The 18138-nt window shown below is 39.6% G+C and carries 15 protein-coding genes; all 15 read left to right on the plus strand.

The window, feature by feature from the left end; genetic code table 11:
• Positions 1-103: 103 nt before the first annotated feature.
• Positions 104-442: a metal-sulfur cluster assembly factor gene (locus HMPREF2758_RS02875; RefSeq protein WP_006907694.1), complete on the plus strand. Its 339-nt coding sequence runs from the start codon at positions 104-106 to the stop codon at positions 440-442.
• Between the two features lie 20 nt (positions 443-462).
• Entirely contained in the window at positions 463-834 is a 372-nt protein-coding gene (locus tag HMPREF2758_RS02880) for a hypothetical protein (RefSeq protein WP_246823217.1), read from the plus strand.
• Between the two features lie 122 nt (positions 835-956).
• Positions 957-3569 (plus strand): ATP-dependent chaperone ClpB, encoded by a 2613-nt coding sequence (gene clpB / locus HMPREF2758_RS02885; protein ID WP_070609087.1) that lies wholly within the window; start codon positions 957-959, stop codon positions 3567-3569.
• 284 nt (positions 3570-3853) lie between these two features.
• A complete protein-coding gene (locus HMPREF2758_RS02890) occupies positions 3854-5071 on the plus strand; it encodes an AI-2E family transporter (RefSeq protein WP_006907691.1) in 1218 nt (405 codons plus the stop codon).
• A gap of 27 nt (positions 5072-5098) precedes the next feature.
• On the plus strand, positions 5099-5698 hold the full coding sequence (locus HMPREF2758_RS02895) for an NfeD family protein (protein ID WP_070609088.1): 600 nt from the start codon (positions 5099-5101) through the stop codon (positions 5696-5698).
• Positions 5698-6723, plus strand: a complete 1026-nt coding sequence (gene floA / locus HMPREF2758_RS02900; protein WP_070609089.1) for a flotillin-like protein FloA — start codon at positions 5698-5700, stop codon at positions 6721-6723. Before HMPREF2758_RS02895 ends, floA begins: the two co-directional genes overlap by 1 nt.
• Entirely contained in the window at positions 6716-7177 is a 462-nt protein-coding gene (locus tag HMPREF2758_RS02905; RefSeq protein ID WP_070609090.1) for a hypothetical protein, read from the plus strand. Before floA ends, HMPREF2758_RS02905 begins: the two co-directional genes overlap by 8 nt.
• Before the next feature lie 153 nt (positions 7178-7330).
• Positions 7331-8119 (plus strand): 30S ribosomal protein S2, encoded by a 789-nt coding sequence (gene rpsB / locus HMPREF2758_RS02910; RefSeq protein WP_006907687.1) that lies wholly within the window; start codon positions 7331-7333, stop codon positions 8117-8119.
• A 139-nt stretch (positions 8120-8258) separates the two neighbouring features.
• Positions 8259-9140, plus strand: coding sequence for a translation elongation factor Ts (gene tsf / locus HMPREF2758_RS02915; RefSeq protein ID WP_070609091.1), 882 nt, complete (start codon positions 8259-8261; stop codon positions 9138-9140).
• A 99-nt stretch (positions 9141-9239) separates the two neighbouring features.
• On the plus strand, positions 9240-9968 hold the full coding sequence (gene pyrH, locus HMPREF2758_RS02920; protein WP_006907685.1) for a UMP kinase: 729 nt from the start codon (positions 9240-9242) through the stop codon (positions 9966-9968).
• A gap of 69 nt (positions 9969-10037) precedes the next feature.
• Positions 10038-10595, plus strand: a complete 558-nt coding sequence (gene frr / locus HMPREF2758_RS02925) for a ribosome recycling factor (RefSeq protein WP_006907684.1) — start codon at positions 10038-10040, stop codon at positions 10593-10595.
• Positions 10596-10818: 223 nt separating this feature from the next.
• A complete protein-coding gene (locus HMPREF2758_RS02930) occupies positions 10819-11541 on the plus strand; it encodes an isoprenyl transferase (protein WP_006907683.1) in 723 nt (240 codons plus the stop codon).
• A gap of 23 nt (positions 11542-11564) precedes the next feature.
• Entirely contained in the window at positions 11565-12362 is a 798-nt protein-coding gene (locus tag HMPREF2758_RS02935; protein WP_006907682.1) for a phosphatidate cytidylyltransferase, read from the plus strand.
• A 20-nt stretch (positions 12363-12382) separates the two neighbouring features.
• Positions 12383-13639 carry an RIP metalloprotease RseP gene (gene rseP / locus HMPREF2758_RS02940; protein WP_070609092.1) on the plus strand — a complete coding sequence of 419 codons (1257 nt, stop codon included), beginning with the start codon at positions 12383-12385 and terminating at the stop codon, positions 13637-13639.
• A 133-nt stretch (positions 13640-13772) separates the two neighbouring features.
• On the plus strand, positions 13773-18074 hold the full coding sequence (locus tag HMPREF2758_RS02945) for a PolC-type DNA polymerase III (RefSeq protein ID WP_070609093.1): 4302 nt from the start codon (positions 13773-13775) through the stop codon (positions 18072-18074).
• Positions 18075-18138: the final 64 nt, after the last annotated feature.

An 18138-nucleotide genomic window follows, 5' to 3' on the forward strand; every position in this document is an offset into this window, starting at 1 on the left:
TCTAATTATTCAAAATATCTTGAAGACTCAATGGTCACTGAATTCGTATCGATTGCAATCTTATTCATTTTATTTACAATAGAGTAGTTAAAGGAGGTAGTGTATGGATTTAGAGATGATGCGACAGGGAAGAGATTTAACGGAATTTCAAACTCAAATTGTAGATCAGTTGTCTCAAGTCATTGATCCAGAATTAGGCTTGGATTTGATTAATTTAGGATTAATTTATGAGGTGATCGAGGAAGCACCTGGTAAGTTAAAGGTCTTAATGACATTAACGACTCCGATGTGTCCCTTAGCAGGGGTTTTAATCGGGGACATTCAGGCAGCATTAGGAGAAATTCCTGGCGTCGAGGATATTCAAGTTGAACTGACTTTTGACCCACCTTGGTCATTGGAAAAATTATCTCGCTATGCCAAGATTGCCTTAGGGATGCTTTAGAATTAAGAGGTTGGATGATTATGTCTCAGGTTAAACAGTATATTACTCATCAATGTTATTTAAGTCGTTACTTTAGTGATTTAACGAAAGAGTCTGTGAGTCATTTTTCACTAGAATTTATATTATTAGCCCCTGCATATTTAATTTCTACGGATATCCAAACAGGTTTTCCTTATCTTCAGGTTAGTTACCGTCAAGCACTGGACCAATTTATTAAAGAGCAATTACGTTTCTATATTGACCAACACCCTTATCAAGAAAAAGGAGAACTTCCATATATAGCGGATTTTCTAAAGGAATTGAATGCTCGTTTAGACCTTTATTTTTCGTCACAGAATGAGTTGGACTTTGATTCATATGCCTTGAATCTATCTTTGCAATTAAATCGTTAAAAATCTTCAAAAAAATGATTGACCTTTTTTGACCAATGGTATATACTAAACATAAGCTCTTAAGCAAGAGCTATTTTAAAACATTAAAAAGTTTGACTATTTTTGACATAAGGAGTGATACGATGATCGATAAAATGACAACCACGGTCCAAGAGGCCTTGGGTCAAGCCCAACAAGTCGCCATTACTCGTCACCATCAAGCGATTGACATACCACATCTCTGGTTGATCTTTACACAAGATGATCATTTTGCAGGAAAAATTTACCAAGATTTGGGGATTCGCTTAGCAGATTTTCGCCAAAAAATTGAAGGCGAGATCGATAAAATATCAGAAGTGACAGGGAGCAATGTCACTTATGGTCAGCAGTTATCCAGTCGTTTGAATCAATTGATCAGTGATGCTTCTGCAATTGCTGAGGAATTTCAAGATCAGTATATCGCGACGGAAGTACTATTGCTGGCTCTATATAATCAAAAAAATAATCCATTAACTCAATATTTATTGGAGAATGGATTGGATGAAGCCACACTCAAGGAACGAATTAAAGTATTGAGAGGAGGAGAGTCTGTGACCTCACAAAATCAAGAAGAAACTTATGAATCTCTAGCGAAGTATGCTAAGAATTTAAATGAAGCTGTTAAGAACAATGAACTGGATCCGGTAATCGGTCGTGATGAAGAAATCCGAGATGTTATTCGTATTCTTTCACGTAAAACCAAGAACAATCCGATATTGATCGGTGAACCTGGGGTAGGTAAGACCGCTATTATAGAAGGATTGGCTCATCGGATTATTAAAAAGGATGTTCCTGAAAACTTAAAAGGTAAGGAGATCTATTCCCTTGATATGGGGGCTTTAATCGCGGGTGCAAAATACCGCGGTGAATTTGAAGAACGGTTAAAAGCGGTACTCAAAGAAGTTAAAAAGTCAGAAGGCCAAATCCTTCTATTTATTGATGAGATCCATACCATTGTCGGTGCCGGTAAAACAGAAGGGTCCATGGATGCAGGGAATCTCTTAAAACCTATGCTGGCTCGTGGTGAATTGCACTGTATCGGGGCAACGACCTTGGATGAATATCGTGAAAATATTGAAAAGGATAAGGCATTGGAGCGGCGTTTCCAAAGGGTTATGGTGCATGAACCCACTGTTGAAGATACAATTTCAATTCTAAGAGGATTAAAAGAACGTTATGAAATCCATCATGGAGTATCCATCCATGATAATGCTTTGGTAGCGGCAGCGACGCTTTCTGATCGTTATATTACAGATCGCTTCTTACCAGATAAGGCAATTGACTTGGTTGATGAAGCTTGTGCCACTATTAAAGTCGAAATGAATTCCATGCCGACCGAGATGGATGCGGTAAATCGGAGATTGATGCAATTAGAGATTGAAGAAGCCGCTTTGAAAAAAGAGGAAGATGAAGCTTCTAAGAAGCGTTTAGAGAACTTACAAGAAGATTTATCTGCTGTTCGGCAAGAAGCTAATGAATTAAAAATGCGTTGGGAAATCGAGAAGGAAGCTTCGAACAAGATTCGTGAAAAACGCGAAAAATTAGATCAAGCTCGTCATGATTTGGAAGAAGCTGAAAATAATTATGACCTTGAAACGGCTGCGCGTTTGCGGCACGGTGAAATACCTAAGATGGAAGAAGAACTTCAAGAAATCGAAGCGCAAGCGAGTCAAGAAGTCGGTCATCAAGCGGAACGGCTAACCCAAGAGAGTGTTACTGAAACGGAAATTGCGAAAGTGGTGGAACGATTGACCGGTATACCCGTTAATCGATTAGTTGAAGGGGAGAGAACCAAGTTGTTACACTTGGATCAAACGCTCCATCAAAGAGTGATTGGTCAAGATGAAGCTGTACAGAAGGTCAGTGAAGCAGTCCTTCGTTCACGTTCAGGTCTACAGGATCCTAATCGTCCAATTGGTTCCTTCTTATTCTTAGGACCAACTGGGGTAGGTAAAACTGAACTAGCTAAATCCTTAGCAGAAGTGCTTTTTGATGATGAACACCATATGGTCCGAATTGATATGTCGGAATATATGGAGAAACACACGGTTTCTCGGCTAGTTGGAGCCCCTCCAGGTTATATTGGTTATGAAGAAGGAGGCCAATTAACGGAAGCGGTACGTCGTAGTCCCTATTCGATTGTCTTATTGGATGAGATCGAAAAGGCTCACCCCGATGTCTTTAATATTCTATTGCAAGTACTTGACGATGGTCGATTAACTGATTCTAAGGGTCGTGTAGTAGATTTTAAAAACACGGTGCTAATCATGACTTCAAATATTGGTTCTCACTTGTTATTGGAAGGAATGACGGATCAAGGAGAAATTAAAGATGAGACCGCTCAAGCCGTAGAAGGATTATTAAAGGATCATTTTAAACCAGAATTTCTCAATCGTATTGACGATATTGTCATGTTTAAACCATTGACTCAAGATAATCTCCATGGCATTGTAGAAAAATTCTTAGGTCAATTACGACAACGGTTGGCTCACCAAGACTTGGGCTTGACTTTAACCGATAAAGCCATTGATTGGATTGCAAGGAGTGCTTATGATCCAATATATGGTGCCCGTCCACTCTTGCGTTTTATTACTCGTGAATTGGAAAATCCATTAGCTCGAGCGATTATTAAAGGGGATGTGCTTCCTCATAGTATGATTGAAGCTGATCTAGAAGAAGATCATTTGGTCTTTAAATATAGCCCATTAAAAGACTAATCGGGTTAGTTAATGGATTTGATGAAGAAGTTGCAACTGTTTGTTGCAACTTCTTTTTTGTTCTTTCTTACTTATCTTAAAGGGTATTCAAGGAAGTTTGTAATCAGTAAGTTGAGCTAAATTAATGCTAATAGCGAGTCAGTATAAATTAAACTTTGTGAGCTTCAATGATGGACGATTATTGGAGCTTAGTAGCCAAGTAAAAGCATGTTCGTGATGCGTTAATTGATCGCTTTTGATAAAGTTTCATGGTAAAATGAAGAAAAAATAGAGAGGGTGAGTGAATGCAGGGATATCAAAAATTGGATAAAATTGTTGTGCGCTATATTCTATTGGTTGCAGCCTTAACCTTGGCCATTTTCAATTATAAGCTGATCTTTGCTTGGGTTGGTAAATTATGGATGGTAATGACCCCAATTATTGCCGGTTTTGTTATTGCTTATATCTTGAATATTCTGATGGTTCAGTTTGAAAGGATCTTGTGGCCTCATAAAAAGCAAGGTTATTGGCAAAAATCGCGGCGCCCCTTAGCGATTACTTTGTCTTTGTTAACGATACTCCTGGTTATGCTTTTTGTAATTGGATTGGTTGTACCACAAGTTTATAATGTTGCTACAGAAGCTATTAAGGCTTTTCCGGTCTTTATTTCTCACGTTGAAAAATGGACCCATCAGTTGGAAAGGGTTTTACCAGATAATTCGAACCCAGTTATGTCTCGCTTTGAAATAGACTGGTCAACCATGCTATCGAATTTTAAATCTTGGACGAATGATTTTCTATCTGGCTTTGTCAATACCACCTTATCGACGGTTGGTTCTCTAGCTTCGATTATCGTTAATGGTGTTTTGGCTTTAATTTTTTCATTATATCTGTTAATGTCTAAGGAAAAGCTAATAGATCAGTTTCTTCATGTTCTAACGACCTATGTCTCGAAGAAACGATCTCGAAAAATTTTATACGTTCTAACAACTTTAGATGAAGCATTTACGAACTTTTTAACCGGTGAAGTGATTGAAGCTACCATTTTAGGAGTGATGGTCACCTTAGGAATGTGGTTATTCCGCTTCCCATATGCAGGTATGATTGGTGTTTTAACAGGGGTATTTGCCTTAATCCCAATGCTTGGAGCTTATATCTCAGGTATTTTAGGAATGGTCTTGATTTCAGTTCATTCGATTTCACAGGCATTCTGGTTTTTACTTTTTATTATTATTCTCCAGCAGTTTGAAGGAAATGTTGTGTATCCAAGGATTGTGGGATCTTCATTAGGGCTTCCGGGTATGTGGGTTCTATTTTCTATTACCATTGGAGGTGGCCTATTAGGAATTCCAGGAATGTTATTGGGGGTGCCGATTGCATCTGCTTTATATCGGATCATTAAACGAGATATTCTTGAACGAGATGGTTACTCGTATTCACAACGCCAGGCCTTTCTACGACATGCACCAAAGGACTCTTTCCAACAGATAGCTAAAGATGAAGCAAAATCTATAAATCCATAAAGAGTTAAGGAAAGGAGATGGTTTAATATGACTTTCTTTATTCTAATAGGTGTGTCTTTGTTAGTTTTATCAATTTTTACGAAACGTTCTTGGCTACTTTATCTTTTAGCATTGTTAGCCTTTATGATTTATTTTGGTTGGCAGGGGGCAAATTTATACTATTTTTTATTATTTGCCTTTGGTATGGCCTTGTTAGTGGTGGAATTGTATGTGCCAGATTTAGGTTTAGCAGGCCTTCTGGGCTTGATTCTTGCATTTGTTGGTCTGTGGTTAAAAATAGGACGTGTTGAGCTGACTTTGCTCTTCTTTCTTGGAACTATTATCTGGTCTGTGATCGAAGCAACTCTGTTATTGAATTGGGGCTTTCAATTGCAGATGAGTCCACGGTTTGTTCTTGATAAAACTATTGGCCATTTATCTGAGGACCAATCAGAGCTATTACCAGACCTATCTCAATTAATCGGTGAAATGGGAGTAGCACGGACGAATCTTAAGCCAGTTGGTAAGATTCAGTTGGGAGAGAAATTATATCAAGCCTTCAGTCAAGATGAATTGATTGAAGCCGGATCGAAAATAATAATTGTTGGCTACCAGTCGAATCAATTATATGTTAGGAGAGTGAAATAATGGAGAGTTTAATGTATGAGATTATGCTAAATCCTGGTTTTTTTTCAACACTGATGATTATTGTATTGATTATCATCCTGTTGACCTTGTTCTTACGGTTTGTTCCGATTGGCTTATGGATTACGGCTTATTTCTCTGGAGCCAAGGTATCCATTGCAGATCTAGCAGGAATGCGGTTAAGACGGGTAAAACCCTCCGATATTGTGAACCCTCTAATTAAAGCGACAAAAGCCGGGGTACCAATAACGACGAATGAGTTAGAGGCCCATTACCTAGCAGGTGGAAATGTCAATATAGTGGTTGATGCGCTGATTGCCGCTCAAAGAGCTAATATTGAGCTAGGCTTTGAGCAAGCAGCGGCCATTGACTTAGCAGGACGTAATGTCTTTGAAGCAGTTCAAGTATCTGTCAATCCGAAGGTGATTGAAACGCCAGTCATTGCAGGGGTTGCGATGAATGGGATTGAAGTTCAAGCGAAGGCCAAGGTAACGGTACGTGCGAATATCGAGCGCCTTGTCGGAGGGGCTGGAGAGGAAACGATTATTGCTCGGGTTGGCGAAGGGATTGTAACCACAGTAGGTTCTGCTAAGACTCACTCAGAAGTCTTAGAAAATCCGGACTCCATCTCCCAAACGATTTTGCGCAAGGGGTTGGATTCTGGGACTGCTTTTGAAATTCTATCGATTGATATTGCGGATGTGGATGTCGGCCGAAATATCGGAGCAAAACTTCAAGCGGATCAAGCAGAAGCTGATAAAAAAATTGCTCAAGCTAAAGCCGAAGAACGGCGTGCCATTGCTGTCGCTTTAGAACAAGAGAATGTGGCACAGGTTCAAAAAATGCGTGCTAAGGTCGTTGAGGCTCAAGCTCAAGTTCCTTTAGCGGTAGCGGATGCCTTTAGAAAAGGACAGCTGGGAGTTATGGACTATTATAAACTTGAAAATATTCAATCAGACTCTAAGATGCGTCAAGCGATTGCAGGCGAGGAGTCAGATTCATTTAAAATGAGTGATCAGAATGAATAATCTTCTCGTTATTCTATTTTTTCTAGCCTATGCCTTTGTTAAAGGCCGTCATCTAAAGCAAACTGACGATTCTAGTCAAGTAAGAAAGAGCGAGTCTAAAGTAAAAGAACCTGCTTTAAAAGCGACTAAGCGTTCTAAAAGAGCACAGACGAGTCAAATAGTCACCAGTGAACGGTTGGACAAGCATGCAGCAGCAAAAAGAAAAAACAATGCTCAAAAATGTCGAAAGATTAATCAAGCACAAAAACTGCCAACCCAAATGGATTCTCAAATAGGGAATCAAGATCCACTAATGCGATCTTCAAAAATAGGCTCAAATGACTTAAAACCCAATCAAGAAAATCTGCAAGTGGCAAACTCACTAGCTAGAAGAAGACAGCGATCTTCTCAATTGAAGAAGGCGGTGGCACTTAAGGAGATTCTTGATCTGCCCGTATCATTAAGATCTAAATAAATTAGAGCTTGATTTTTTGATTGATTTATTCTAAAATGCTAAGAGTGCGATTGAGCACAATTCACACAAGTATGGATAATTTGAGGGTTGCTTACTGAAGTCCTGAAGTTAGAAGAAGTACTTGGAGGAAATAAAAACAAAAGGAGTTATATTATGTCAGTAATCTCAATGAAACATTTACTCGAAGCCGGTGTTCATTTTGGTCACCAAACAAGACGTTGGAACCCTAAAATGAAACGTTATATCTTTACAGAACGCAATGGTATCTATATCATCGACCTTCAAAAAACCGTTAAATTAGTTGATGAAGCATACAACTTTATGCGTGAAACTGTAGCTGATGGTGGCGTTTGCTTATTCGTAGGAACCAAAAAACAAGCAGCACAATCTGTTCAAGAACAAGCTGAACGTGCTGGTCAATATTACATCAATCACCGTTGGTTAGGTGGACTATTGACTAACTGGAAAACAATCCAAGGACGTATCCGTCGCTTGAAAGAAATCGAACAAATGGAAGTGGATGGTACTTTTGATGTTCTACCTAAAAAAGAAGTGGTTGAAATTCGTAAAGAATGGGATCGCCTTGAAAAATTCTTAGGTGGAATCAAAGATATGCCAAGAATCCCAGATGTTCTTTTCGTTGTAGACCCTCGTAAAGAACGCATTGCTGTTCAAGAAGCACGTAAGTTGAACATTCCAATCATCGCTATGGTAGATACAAACTGTGATCCAGATGAAATCGACTATGTTATCCCTTCTAACGATGACGCAATCCGTGCCATCAAACTGATTACAGCGGCAATGGCTGATGCTTGTGTTGAAGCAAAACAAGGTCAGGTAGATGTTGAAGTTGATGAAGAAAATGATAAAGAATTCTTCGACAACCTATTTGAAGAAGGCAAAGAAGCAAACGAAGAAACAGCTGAAAACGAGGCTGAGTAATCGTGTTCACTACCCGGAGACGTCTGAGCCTCTCGGGTAGTTTTTTTGAAAGACGATAATAACACTTTAGTTGGGACAAAAATTTTGTTATAATTAAATAAATGCTTATCTAAGCAAGATATTCCAAGGAGGATTTTTAATGGCAAACATTAGCGCAAAACAAGTTAAAGAATTACGTGACATCACCGGTGTAGGTATGATGGATGCTAAAAAAGCATTGGTTGAAGTAGATGGCGATTTAGATAAAGCAATCGACAACCTACGTGAAAAAGGATTAGCAAAGGCTGCTAAAAAAGCTAATCGTATTGCAGCAGAAGGTTTGACAGCTAGCTATGTTGATGGAAATGTTGCATCATTAGTAGAAGTCAACTCAGAAACAGACTTTGTGGCTAGCAATGAAAAATTCATCAAGTTAGTTAACGATATTGCGCAAGCTGTAGCAAAAGCTCAACCAGCAGATCTTGAAGCAGCTAACGAAATTCAAATTGATGGCAAGAGTATTGCTGACCAAGTTATTGAAGCAACTCAGGTCATTGGCGAAAAGATTTCTTTCCGTCGTTTTGCGATTTTAACTAAATCTGACAATGACGTCTTTGGTGAATATGCTCACCAAGGTGGACGTATTGGTGTATTAACCGTTATTGCTGATTCTAAAGATGAAGAAGTAGCTAAAGATGTTGCAATGCACGTGGCAGCGATTAATCCGAAGTACTTAAATCCAGAAGATGTGGATGCGGAAGAAGTTGAACGCGAACGGACTGTACAACGTGAACTTACTTTAAATGAAGGTAAACCAGAAAACATCGTTGATAAGATCGTTGAAGGTCGTATGCATAAATTCTATAGCGAAATCTGCTTGAATGAACAAGCGTTTGTTAAAGATGGCGATCAAACTGTAGCTAAGTATGTTGCTAGCCATGGTGGTAAAGTTGCAGCTTATGTGCGCTTTGAAGTGGGTGAAGGAATGGAAAAACGTTCCGAAAACTTTGCTGAAGAAGTTGCAGCACAAATGAATAACTAATCAGATTGAATAAGGTGGGAGTTAAAGAAAGACGGGTATTGGCTTTCTTGCCCGCCTTTTTTTTACGAATTTGAGGCAAGTGTTTAAAGGAGGATGAAGATGTCAAAGACCAAGTATCAGCGTATTGTGTTAAAGTTATCGGGCGAGGCTTTAGCTGGTGAAAAAGGCTATGGAATTGACCCTCAAACTGTTCAGGCGGTTTGTCAGGAATTAAAAGAAGTCCATGAATTGGGGGTTGAAATTGCGATCGTTGTTGGTGGGGGGAATATCTGGCGTGGTTCCATTGGCTCACAAATGGGAATGGACCGAGCTCAAGCTGATTATATGGGCATGTTAGCTACTGTTATGAATGCTCTTTCCTTACAGGACTCATTGGAAAATCTAGGCGTACCGTCACGGGTACAAACTTCGATTGAGATGCGGGCAGTTGCAGAACCTTATATTCGTCGAAAGGCGATTCGACACTTAGAAAAACAGCGCGTTGTCATCTTTGCGGGTGGAACTGGAAATCCTTATTTTACAACGGATACGACCGCTGCATTAAGAGCTGCTGAAATTGAGGCGGATGTGATCTTAATGGCTAAAAATAATGTGGATGGGGTCTATTCTGCTGATCCAAAATTAGATCAATCAGCTAAGAAGTTCGAGCATTTAACGCATTTGGATGTTATTCAAAAGGGATTGAAAGTGATGGATTCAACAGCCTCATCCTTGAGTATGGATAATGATATACCTTTAGTGGTCTTTAATTTGAATCAACCAGGAAATATTAAAAAGGTTGTTCTGGGTCAAAATATAGGGACAACAGTTGGAAACGCCAATAATTAGGGGTTGATGACTGTTCGCCAGTTAAAAATTTTGTTATAATAAATAAACAATACCTTCAGGAGGAATAGAATGGCTGATAATTTATTAAAAACAACGAAGGCTCGGATGGATAAATCCATTGAAGCTTTTCAAAGAGAATTAGGAAGTATTCGTGCTGGGGTTGCCAATGCGAGTATCCTAGATCGAGTGAGTGTTGAGTATTACGGCGCGCCTACCCCTTTAAATCAACTGGCATCGATCACCATTCCTGAACCAAGAATGTTAATGATCTCACCTTATGATAAAGGATCTTTAAAAGATATTGAAAAAGGAATTCTAATGAGTGATGTTGGTATTACACCTAACAATGACGGTGACGTTATTCGTTTAACCATCCCAGCTTTAACCAAGGAACGTCGTGAAGATCTTGTTAAAGTGGTTGGTAAGGAACAGGAAAATGCTAAGATCTCAGTTCGCAATATTCGCCGTGATGCGATTGATGATTGCAAAAAGATGGAAAAGAATAATGAGTTAACGGAAGATGACGTGAAGCGTTACGAAAAAGATATTCAAAAATTAACTGATAACGCAACGGATGAAATTGATCGCCTAGCCAAAGTGAAAGAAGAAGAAATTCGAAATAATTAATCATTATTTTGGTGATTGACTCAAGAATCTTTTATTCAGTTAAGAGGAACTATTAAGCTTTTTATAGATAGGGCTGTGACTTTTAGGTCGCAGCCTTTTAATAATGCTTGCCTGCATTACAGTCAATGAGTTGGCAAGTTAGATCATTTGTGGACTTTATTTTTATTTTCTGGGTGACTTTTGTTATAATAGATACTGAATTTGAATGAACGAGGAGTAAGCCATGCAAGTAACGCCAAATAGTATCCCTAAGCATCTCGCTATCATTATGGATGGTAATGGTCGATGGGCTAAAAAAAGAATGATGCCCCGAGTGTATGGACATCGAAAGGGTGTCGAGCGATTAAAAGAGATTGTCATGCGTTGTCACCAACTTAAGATTAAGGTCTTAACGGTGTACGCATTTTCAACGGAGAATTGGGCTCGTCCTAAGGATGAAGTGAACTATTTAATGAAGCTACCAGAAAGCTTTTTTAAAGATTTCATGCCTCAATTGATGGAAAATCAAGTGAAAATTACGGTGATCGGTCAAGTTGAGGCACTCCCAGCTGAGACTCAAGCAATGATGCGGGAAGCATTGGAAAAGACGAAAGACAATCAAGGTCTAATCCTAAATATTGCCTTGAATTATGGGGGGCGTGATGAGATTCTTCGAGCAGTTCAATCAATTAGTCGATGTGTAGCTAATCAGGAGTTAAAGGTAGATGAAATTGATCAAACCTTGATGGACCAGCATTTGATGACTGGCTTTTTAGGGGATTTAGCCCAGCCAGATTTGATGATTCGTACATCAGGAGAGCTACGTTTGTCGAATTTTTTATTATGGCAGTTAGCCTACAGTGAATTTTATTTTACCGAGGTATTGTGGCCTGACTTTACAGCGGAAGAATTGGATAAGGCCATTGAAAGTTATGCTAAACGGCAACGTCGTTATGGCAAAGTATAATAAATAGAGTAAGGGGATCAGTCATGAAGCAACGAATTATTTCAGCAGTGATTGGATTGGCTATTTTTTTGCCAATCTTAGTAAAAGGGGGGCGTATCTTTGCTTGGGCCATCCTGTTTTTGAGTTTCATTGCACTTTATGAGATTGCTAAGATGAAGAAGATTTCTTTTTTTAATGAGATCGGACTTATTTCTTGTTTCGCCATGGCTTCCATCGTCTTGCCTAATTATTATTATCGGATCATTCTTCCGTTATCTCAGCCGGTATTTATGTTTTATGTGGCGGCCATGTTACTTTTAGTATTGACAGTATATCGCTATCAAATTTTTAACTTTGTGGATGCGGCAACATTGATTTTTGCAGCGCTTTATATTGGATCTGGATTTCGTTTTTTAATTCAGATTCGAGATGAAGGTTTAGCCACAATTATTTACCTCTTTTTAGTAATTTGGATGACGGATACAGGTGCCTACCTTTTTGGTCGGACTTTTGGGAAGCATAAGTTAGCTAGTCATATCTCACCTAATAAAACCATTGAGGGAGCCATTGGTGGAATAGCTACGGCTTTACTTTTCTCGATGATTTATGCTTGGATTTTTGAGCTGGATATTCGTCATCGTCAGTGGCTACCACTCTTGACCATTTTGATATCTATTTCAGGGCAGTTTGGTGATTTAGTAGAATCAGCTTATAAGCGTCATTTCAACGTTAAAGATTCAGGTTATTTTTTACCGGGACATGGAGGCGTATTAGATCGCTTTGATTCATCAATTTTTGCAGCGATTATGTTTATGGTTTGGCAAAGTATCAGTAAGTTTTAATGCTAGAGAGGGCGTATTAAATGTTAAAAACATTGATCTATTTTTTAATTATCTTTTCTGTCATTGTGGTGATACACGAGTATGGTCACTTATTTTGGGCAAAGCGGGCTGGAATTTTAGTGAGAGAGTTTTCACTAGGTATGGGTCCAAAATTGTATTCCCATCAAGCTGAGGATGGTACAACTTATACGATTAGGATGCTGCCACTAGGTGGATATGTACGATTGGCCGGCCTTAATGAAGAGGAAGAGATTCAGCCGGGGCAGTCGCTCGCTCTTTTATTTAATGACCAAAACCAGATTCAACAAATTAATACCTCTGATAGATCTCTCTCAGTAGAAGAACTTGCTGTTCGGGTAGATAAGGTTGACCTTAAAGATCAAATGATGTTGTGGGCTTATCTTCCAAACCAAGAGGATCTGCAAAGTTTTGAAGTAGCTAAAGATGCTCAAATTATTGAAGCTGATGGAACCAAGCTGATGGTAGCCCCTAGAGAAATGCGCTATGAAGCGGTCAGTGTTAAAAATAAAATTCTGACCAATTTTGGAGGGCCACTTAATAACTTCATTCTTTCAATTATAACCTTTATGATTGTGGGATTTCTTTTACCAGGAATTCCGTCATATTCTAATCAAATTGGTCAGGTTGTTTCAGATTCTCCTGCTGAAAAAGTTGGTTTGATGGCAGGAGATCGGATTGTAAGTTTAAATGATCAGCCGACAAAAGATTGGAATGCCTTAACGCAAGCTATTGGTCAACACGGTGGTGAAACAGTTCGCTTGACGATTGATCGTGGAGGACAGACCCTAACACAGGAAGCTCACATTGATCAGGATCAAGATGGAAATGCCATTCTTGGAATCATGATGGCATCGAACACGGCTATTAAAGACCGGCTTCTTTTTGGTTTTACAGCGACATGGAACACCATTGCCATGGTGGTATCGGCCTTGGCTTCTCTTTTTACACGGGGCTTTGATCTGAACTTATTTGGAGGTCCTGTTGCCATTGCTCAAGCGACCTCTACGGTAGCTAAACGAGGAATTCTGGATATTTTAGCCTTCACGGCTTCTTTATCAGCTAATTTAGGGATTATTAACTTATTACCAATCCCTGCTCTAGATGGTGGTAAAATTGTTTTGAATCTTATTGAAGGAGTTCGCGGTAAACCTTTAAGCCAAGAAAAAGAAGGAATAATTACGCTAATTGGAGTGGGCTTTTTATTTATATTAATGTTATTAGTGACTTGGAATGATATTATGCGCGCTTTTTTCTAAGCTGAAACGCACAATCAAGTCAAAAAGAAGGGAATCCAGGTGATAGTTAATGCCTGGGTTTTTCCTTATTTATCCATGATTGGTTATTGATCAGTCAAGACCAGAGATTGGATTATTAAGAAAGGGGCATTTTATGGATACTCAACCGTCTTTATTTGATATTTTATTGGATCAATTAGCGATTCAAGATACGGATCTACGCCATGTATTAAGAGGTGGACGAGTTGATCATGTGGATGTGTATCAGCAAAGTCAAGAATGGCATTTTTATCTTAGCTTGCCTCGTCGGATTCATCCGGATGTCTATCAACTGGTTATGCATCAAATGGTGGCAGCTTTCGCTTCGATTGCTAAGGTCGAAGTCTGGTGGTCTTTTGAAGAAGATGAAGATCTTTCGAAGGAAGAATTACTGGAGTATTGGCAGGCCATAAAAACGCTCCTGATCCAAGAATCTCCCTTCTTAAAATTAGCTTTATCGAATTGTAAAGCCAATTATGACCGGGATTCAGGGATTCGTATTGGATTATCTAGTCAAAGTGTTCAGGATAATTTAGAGGGCAAATACCAGACGCTTATTCAGCAGCGTTTAAAACAAGCAGCGATCGAATCGGTTTCTGTGACTTATTATGTTGATGATGAACTTAATCAAAGAGAATGTGAGCAGAACCGCCAGCGCCTTGATGAACTTGATCAAGCCTCTTTAATGCGCGCTATCGAACAAGCAGAAAAGAAGCAAGAGCAAACGCCGATAGCGAGTGATATACCTGACATTGGTAAAGATATTCCTAATATTCCTGCACTTTCTATGCTTGATTTGATCGATCATCAAAAACGTCAAGTCATTGAAGGCTATGTTTTTGCTAAAGAGGAAAGAGAACTTAGATCGGGGCAACTTTTGGTAATTCTTAAATTGACGGACTATACGTCTTCTGTAGCTGTTAAGTTGATCTCTAATCGTCGATTAAGTAAAGAGCAAATTAGTCAATTTAATAAGGGGGATTGGCTGCGCCTAGAAGGTGATATGGAAGTCGATAATTATTCAGGGGAACTTGAATTTCGTCCACGGTCAATTCGCCGTATCAAGGGGCCGGAACGGTTGGATGATGCTGAAGGAGCCAAACGGGTCGAATTGCATTTACATAGTAATATGTCTCAAATGGATGCTACCAATTCGGTTTCGGATTTTATCCAGCAAGCAGCTAAATGGGGTCATAGTGCTATTGCAATTACCGACCATGCTGGTGCCCAGGCTTTTCCTGAAGCTTATAATGCAGGTAAAGCAGCAGGCATTAAAGTGATCTACGGTATGGAAGCTAATGTTGTAGATGATGGGGAACCAATTGCTTACTTTGAGTCGGATATTGATCTTTTAAAAGCGACCTATGTTATTTTTGACGTGGAGACAACAGGATTGTCTTCGGTATATGACCGAATCATTGAATTGTCTGCGACAAAGATGCACCAAGGCCATGAGATAGACACCTTCTCAAGTTTCATTAATCCACACCAAACGCTATCATCCTTTACGACAGAACTAACATCGATCACTAATGACATGGTAGCTAATGCGCCCGAAGAAGCACAAGTTATCAAGGATTTCGCAGAATTCAGTGAGGGTTGTATCCTAGTGGCCCACAATGCTTCTTTTGATATCGGTTTTTTAAGCCAAGCCTATCAACGGCATTTGAATCGAAAATGTGAACAAGCGACGATTGATACTTTAGCTTTATCTCGATTAGTGAATCCGCACCTTAAAGGCCATCGGTTGAATCAATTAGCCAAACATTATGAAGTGAATCTTGAGCAACACCACCGAGCCATCTATGATGCGCAAGCAACGGGTTTGATCTTCTTTAAATTATTGGACCAGGCGATTGAAGATTATCAAATGACTAACCATCAGTCATTGAACGACCAACTCGGCAAGGGCGATGCCTATAAACAATCCAGACCCTTCCATACGACACTTTTAGTTAAAAACCAAGAGGGTTTGAAAGATCTCTTTAAGCTTATTTCCTTATCCAACGTCAATTATTTTTATCGGACACCAAGAATACCAAGGTCCATCCTAAAACAATATCGTGCTAATTTGCTTTTAGGAACGGCCTGTTCTGAAGGAGAGGTATTCACCGCCATGATGCAAAAAGGTTATGAGGCGGCTTCACGCTTGGTGGATGATTACGATTATATTGAGCTTCAGCCTCTTTCAGTTTATGATGTCCTGATTGAACAAGGATTGGTTAATAGTCAGGAAGACCTTAAAGATATCATGCGACAACTTATACGTTTGGCAAAAGAAAAAAATAAGCCAGTAGTTGCGACAGGAGATGTTCATTATTTAAATCCTCATGATGCGATATATCGGGAAATCTTATTAAAATCCTTAAAAATTAATAGCCACCGTGAGCTGCATTTGCCACCGGTTCATTTTAGGACAACATCTGAAATGCTCGAAGAATTTGCTTTTTTAGGACAAGAAACAGCCTACGAGATTGTTGTTAAGAACCCTAATCAACTGGCGGATTCAATTCAGGATGATATTGAAGTGATTAAGAGTAAGCTTTATACACCAGTCATTGAAGGGTCTGATCAACAAATTCGTGACTTGGCTTATACCCGAGCTCACGAATTATATGGTGACCCCTTACCAGAATTGATTGAGCAACGTCTGGAAAAGGAGTTAAATTCTATCATTTCTAACGGTTTTGCCGTTATCTATTTGATTGCTCAAAAATTAGTGCTCAAATCAAATCAAGATGGTTATTTGGTAGGATCAAGAGGATCAGTAGGATCTTCCTTTGTTGCCACGATGACAGGGATTACCGAAGTGAACCCTTTACCACCGCATTATTTCTGCCCCGATTGTCATTATTGTGAGTTTATAGCAGATGGGTCGGTTGGGTCAGGCTTTGACTTGCCAAGAAAGGATTGCCCACAATGTGGTATGCCTTTGAAACAAGATGGCCACGACATTCCTTTCGAAACCTTCTTAGGTTTTAAGGGGGATAAGGTTCCTGATATTGACTTGAACTTCTCGGGTGAGTACCAACCCAATGCCCACGCCTATACTAAGGTGCTATTTGGGGAAGACTACGTCTACCGAGCTGGAACTATTTCAACCGTTGCAGAAAAAACAGCGTTTGGATATGTCAGAGGATATTTAGAGCGAAAGCAGGAGCAGCTTCCTCAGGTCGAGAAAGAACGCTTGGCTAAAGGTGTCGAGGGGGCTAAGCGTACCACGGGTCAGCACCCTGGAGGGATTATCGTCATACCAGACTATATGGATGTGTACGATTTTACCCCGGTACAATTTCCTGCAGATGATGTGAATTCACCTTGGCGGACAACTCACTTTGACTTTCATGCTATCCATGATAATATTCTAAAGCTCGATATCTTGGGGCATGATGACCCGACCATGATTCGATTTTTACAAGATATCTCAGGAATTGACCCTCAGACCATTCCGATGGCGGATGAGAAAGTGATGTCAATCTTCTCGAGTCCGGAAGTATTAGGTGTGACTAAAGATCAGATCTATTCGGAAACTGGGACCCTTGGTGTACCAGAGTTTGGAACCTCCTTTGTTCGGGGAATGTTAACTCAAACCCATCCATCTACCTTTGCGGAGCTATTACAAATATCGGGACTCTCTCATGGAACTGATGTTTGGCTTGGGAATGCAGAGGACTTGATTAAGAAGGAGATTGTCCCCTTAGCCAAGGTGATTGGTTGTCGGGATGACATCATGGTTACCTTGATGCAATATGGATTAGAAGATGCTTTGGCCTTTAAAATTATGGAACATGTTCGTAAGGGAAGAGGAATCCCGGATGAATGGCAAGCTGAAATGCGTGCCAATAATGTTCCAGAATGGTATATCGAATCTTGCTTAAAGATCAAGTATATGTTCCCTAAAGCCCATGCGGCTGCCTATATTATGATGGCCCTCAGAGTGGCTTATTTTAAGGTTTATTATCCCTTATATTATTATGCTGCTTATTTTTCAGTGCGAGCAGAGGATTTTGATGTGATTGCTATGCATCAAGGTAAAGAAATGGTTAAGCATCGACTGAGAGAGATTATGGCCAAAGGGATGGAAGCTTCCGTAAAGGAAAACAGTCTGAGGACGGTTTTGGAGTTAGCCAATGAAATGCTTGAACGCGGCTTTAAATTTCAAATGATTGATTTGAATAAATCACAAGCCAGTCATTTTATAGTGGAGGGTGATAGCCTTATCCCACCTTTTAGAACGATTCCCGGACTTGGCGTCAATGTGGCAAAGCAAATTGTCCAAGCACGTGAAGAGGCGGAATTTATTTCTAAAGAAGACCTACAAAAACGCGGGAAAGTTTCTAAGTCCTTGATTGAATTTATGGATGAAAATGGTGTTTTAGAAGGCTTACCGGATGAGGATCAGTTATCCCTATTTTAATTGGCTGTACTTGATTGAGGAGGGTGTATCTAAGTCCTGGGAAATAGCCCTATAAAACTTGTTG

This window comes from Facklamia sp. HMSC062C11, assembly GCF_001810675.1.
Taxonomy (GTDB): domain Bacteria; phylum Bacillota; class Bacilli; order Lactobacillales; family Aerococcaceae; genus Facklamia; species Facklamia hominis.

Bases quoted from the DNA above. Each gene is read 5' to 3' on its own strand.
- HMPREF2758_RS02880 (WP_246823217.1), top strand. From the start codon at position 463: ATGTCTCAGGTTAAACAGTATATTACTCATCAATGTTATTTAAGTCGT.
- tsf (WP_070609091.1), top strand. From the start codon at position 8,259: ATGGCAAACATTAGCGCAAAACAAGTTAAAGAATTACGTGACATCACC.
- HMPREF2758_RS02895 (WP_070609088.1), top strand. From the start codon at position 5,099: ATGACTTTCTTTATTCTAATAGGTGTGTCTTTGTTAGTTTTATCAATT.
- floA (WP_070609089.1), top strand. From the start codon at position 5,698: ATGGAGAGTTTAATGTATGAGATTATGCTAAATCCTGGTTTTTTTTCA.
- clpB (WP_070609087.1), top strand. From the start codon at position 957: ATGATCGATAAAATGACAACCACGGTCCAAGAGGCCTTGGGTCAAGCC.
- rpsB (WP_006907687.1), top strand. From the start codon at position 7,331: ATGTCAGTAATCTCAATGAAACATTTACTCGAAGCCGGTGTTCATTTT.
- HMPREF2758_RS02935 (WP_006907682.1), top strand. From the start codon at position 11,565: ATGAAGCAACGAATTATTTCAGCAGTGATTGGATTGGCTATTTTTTTG.
- frr (WP_006907684.1), top strand. From the start codon at position 10,038: ATGGCTGATAATTTATTAAAAACAACGAAGGCTCGGATGGATAAATCC.
- pyrH (WP_006907685.1), top strand. From the start codon at position 9,240: ATGTCAAAGACCAAGTATCAGCGTATTGTGTTAAAGTTATCGGGCGAG.
- rseP (WP_070609092.1), top strand. From the start codon at position 12,383: ATGTTAAAAACATTGATCTATTTTTTAATTATCTTTTCTGTCATTGTG.
- HMPREF2758_RS02945 (WP_070609093.1), top strand. From the start codon at position 13,773: ATGGATACTCAACCGTCTTTATTTGATATTTTATTGGATCAATTAGCG.
- HMPREF2758_RS02890 (WP_006907691.1), top strand. From the start codon at position 3,854: ATGCAGGGATATCAAAAATTGGATAAAATTGTTGTGCGCTATATTCTA.
- HMPREF2758_RS02930 (WP_006907683.1), top strand. From the start codon at position 10,819: ATGCAAGTAACGCCAAATAGTATCCCTAAGCATCTCGCTATCATTATG.
- HMPREF2758_RS02875 (WP_006907694.1), top strand. From the start codon at position 104: ATGGATTTAGAGATGATGCGACAGGGAAGAGATTTAACGGAATTTCAA.
- HMPREF2758_RS02905 (WP_070609090.1), top strand. From the start codon at position 6,716: ATGAATAATCTTCTCGTTATTCTATTTTTTCTAGCCTATGCCTTTGTT.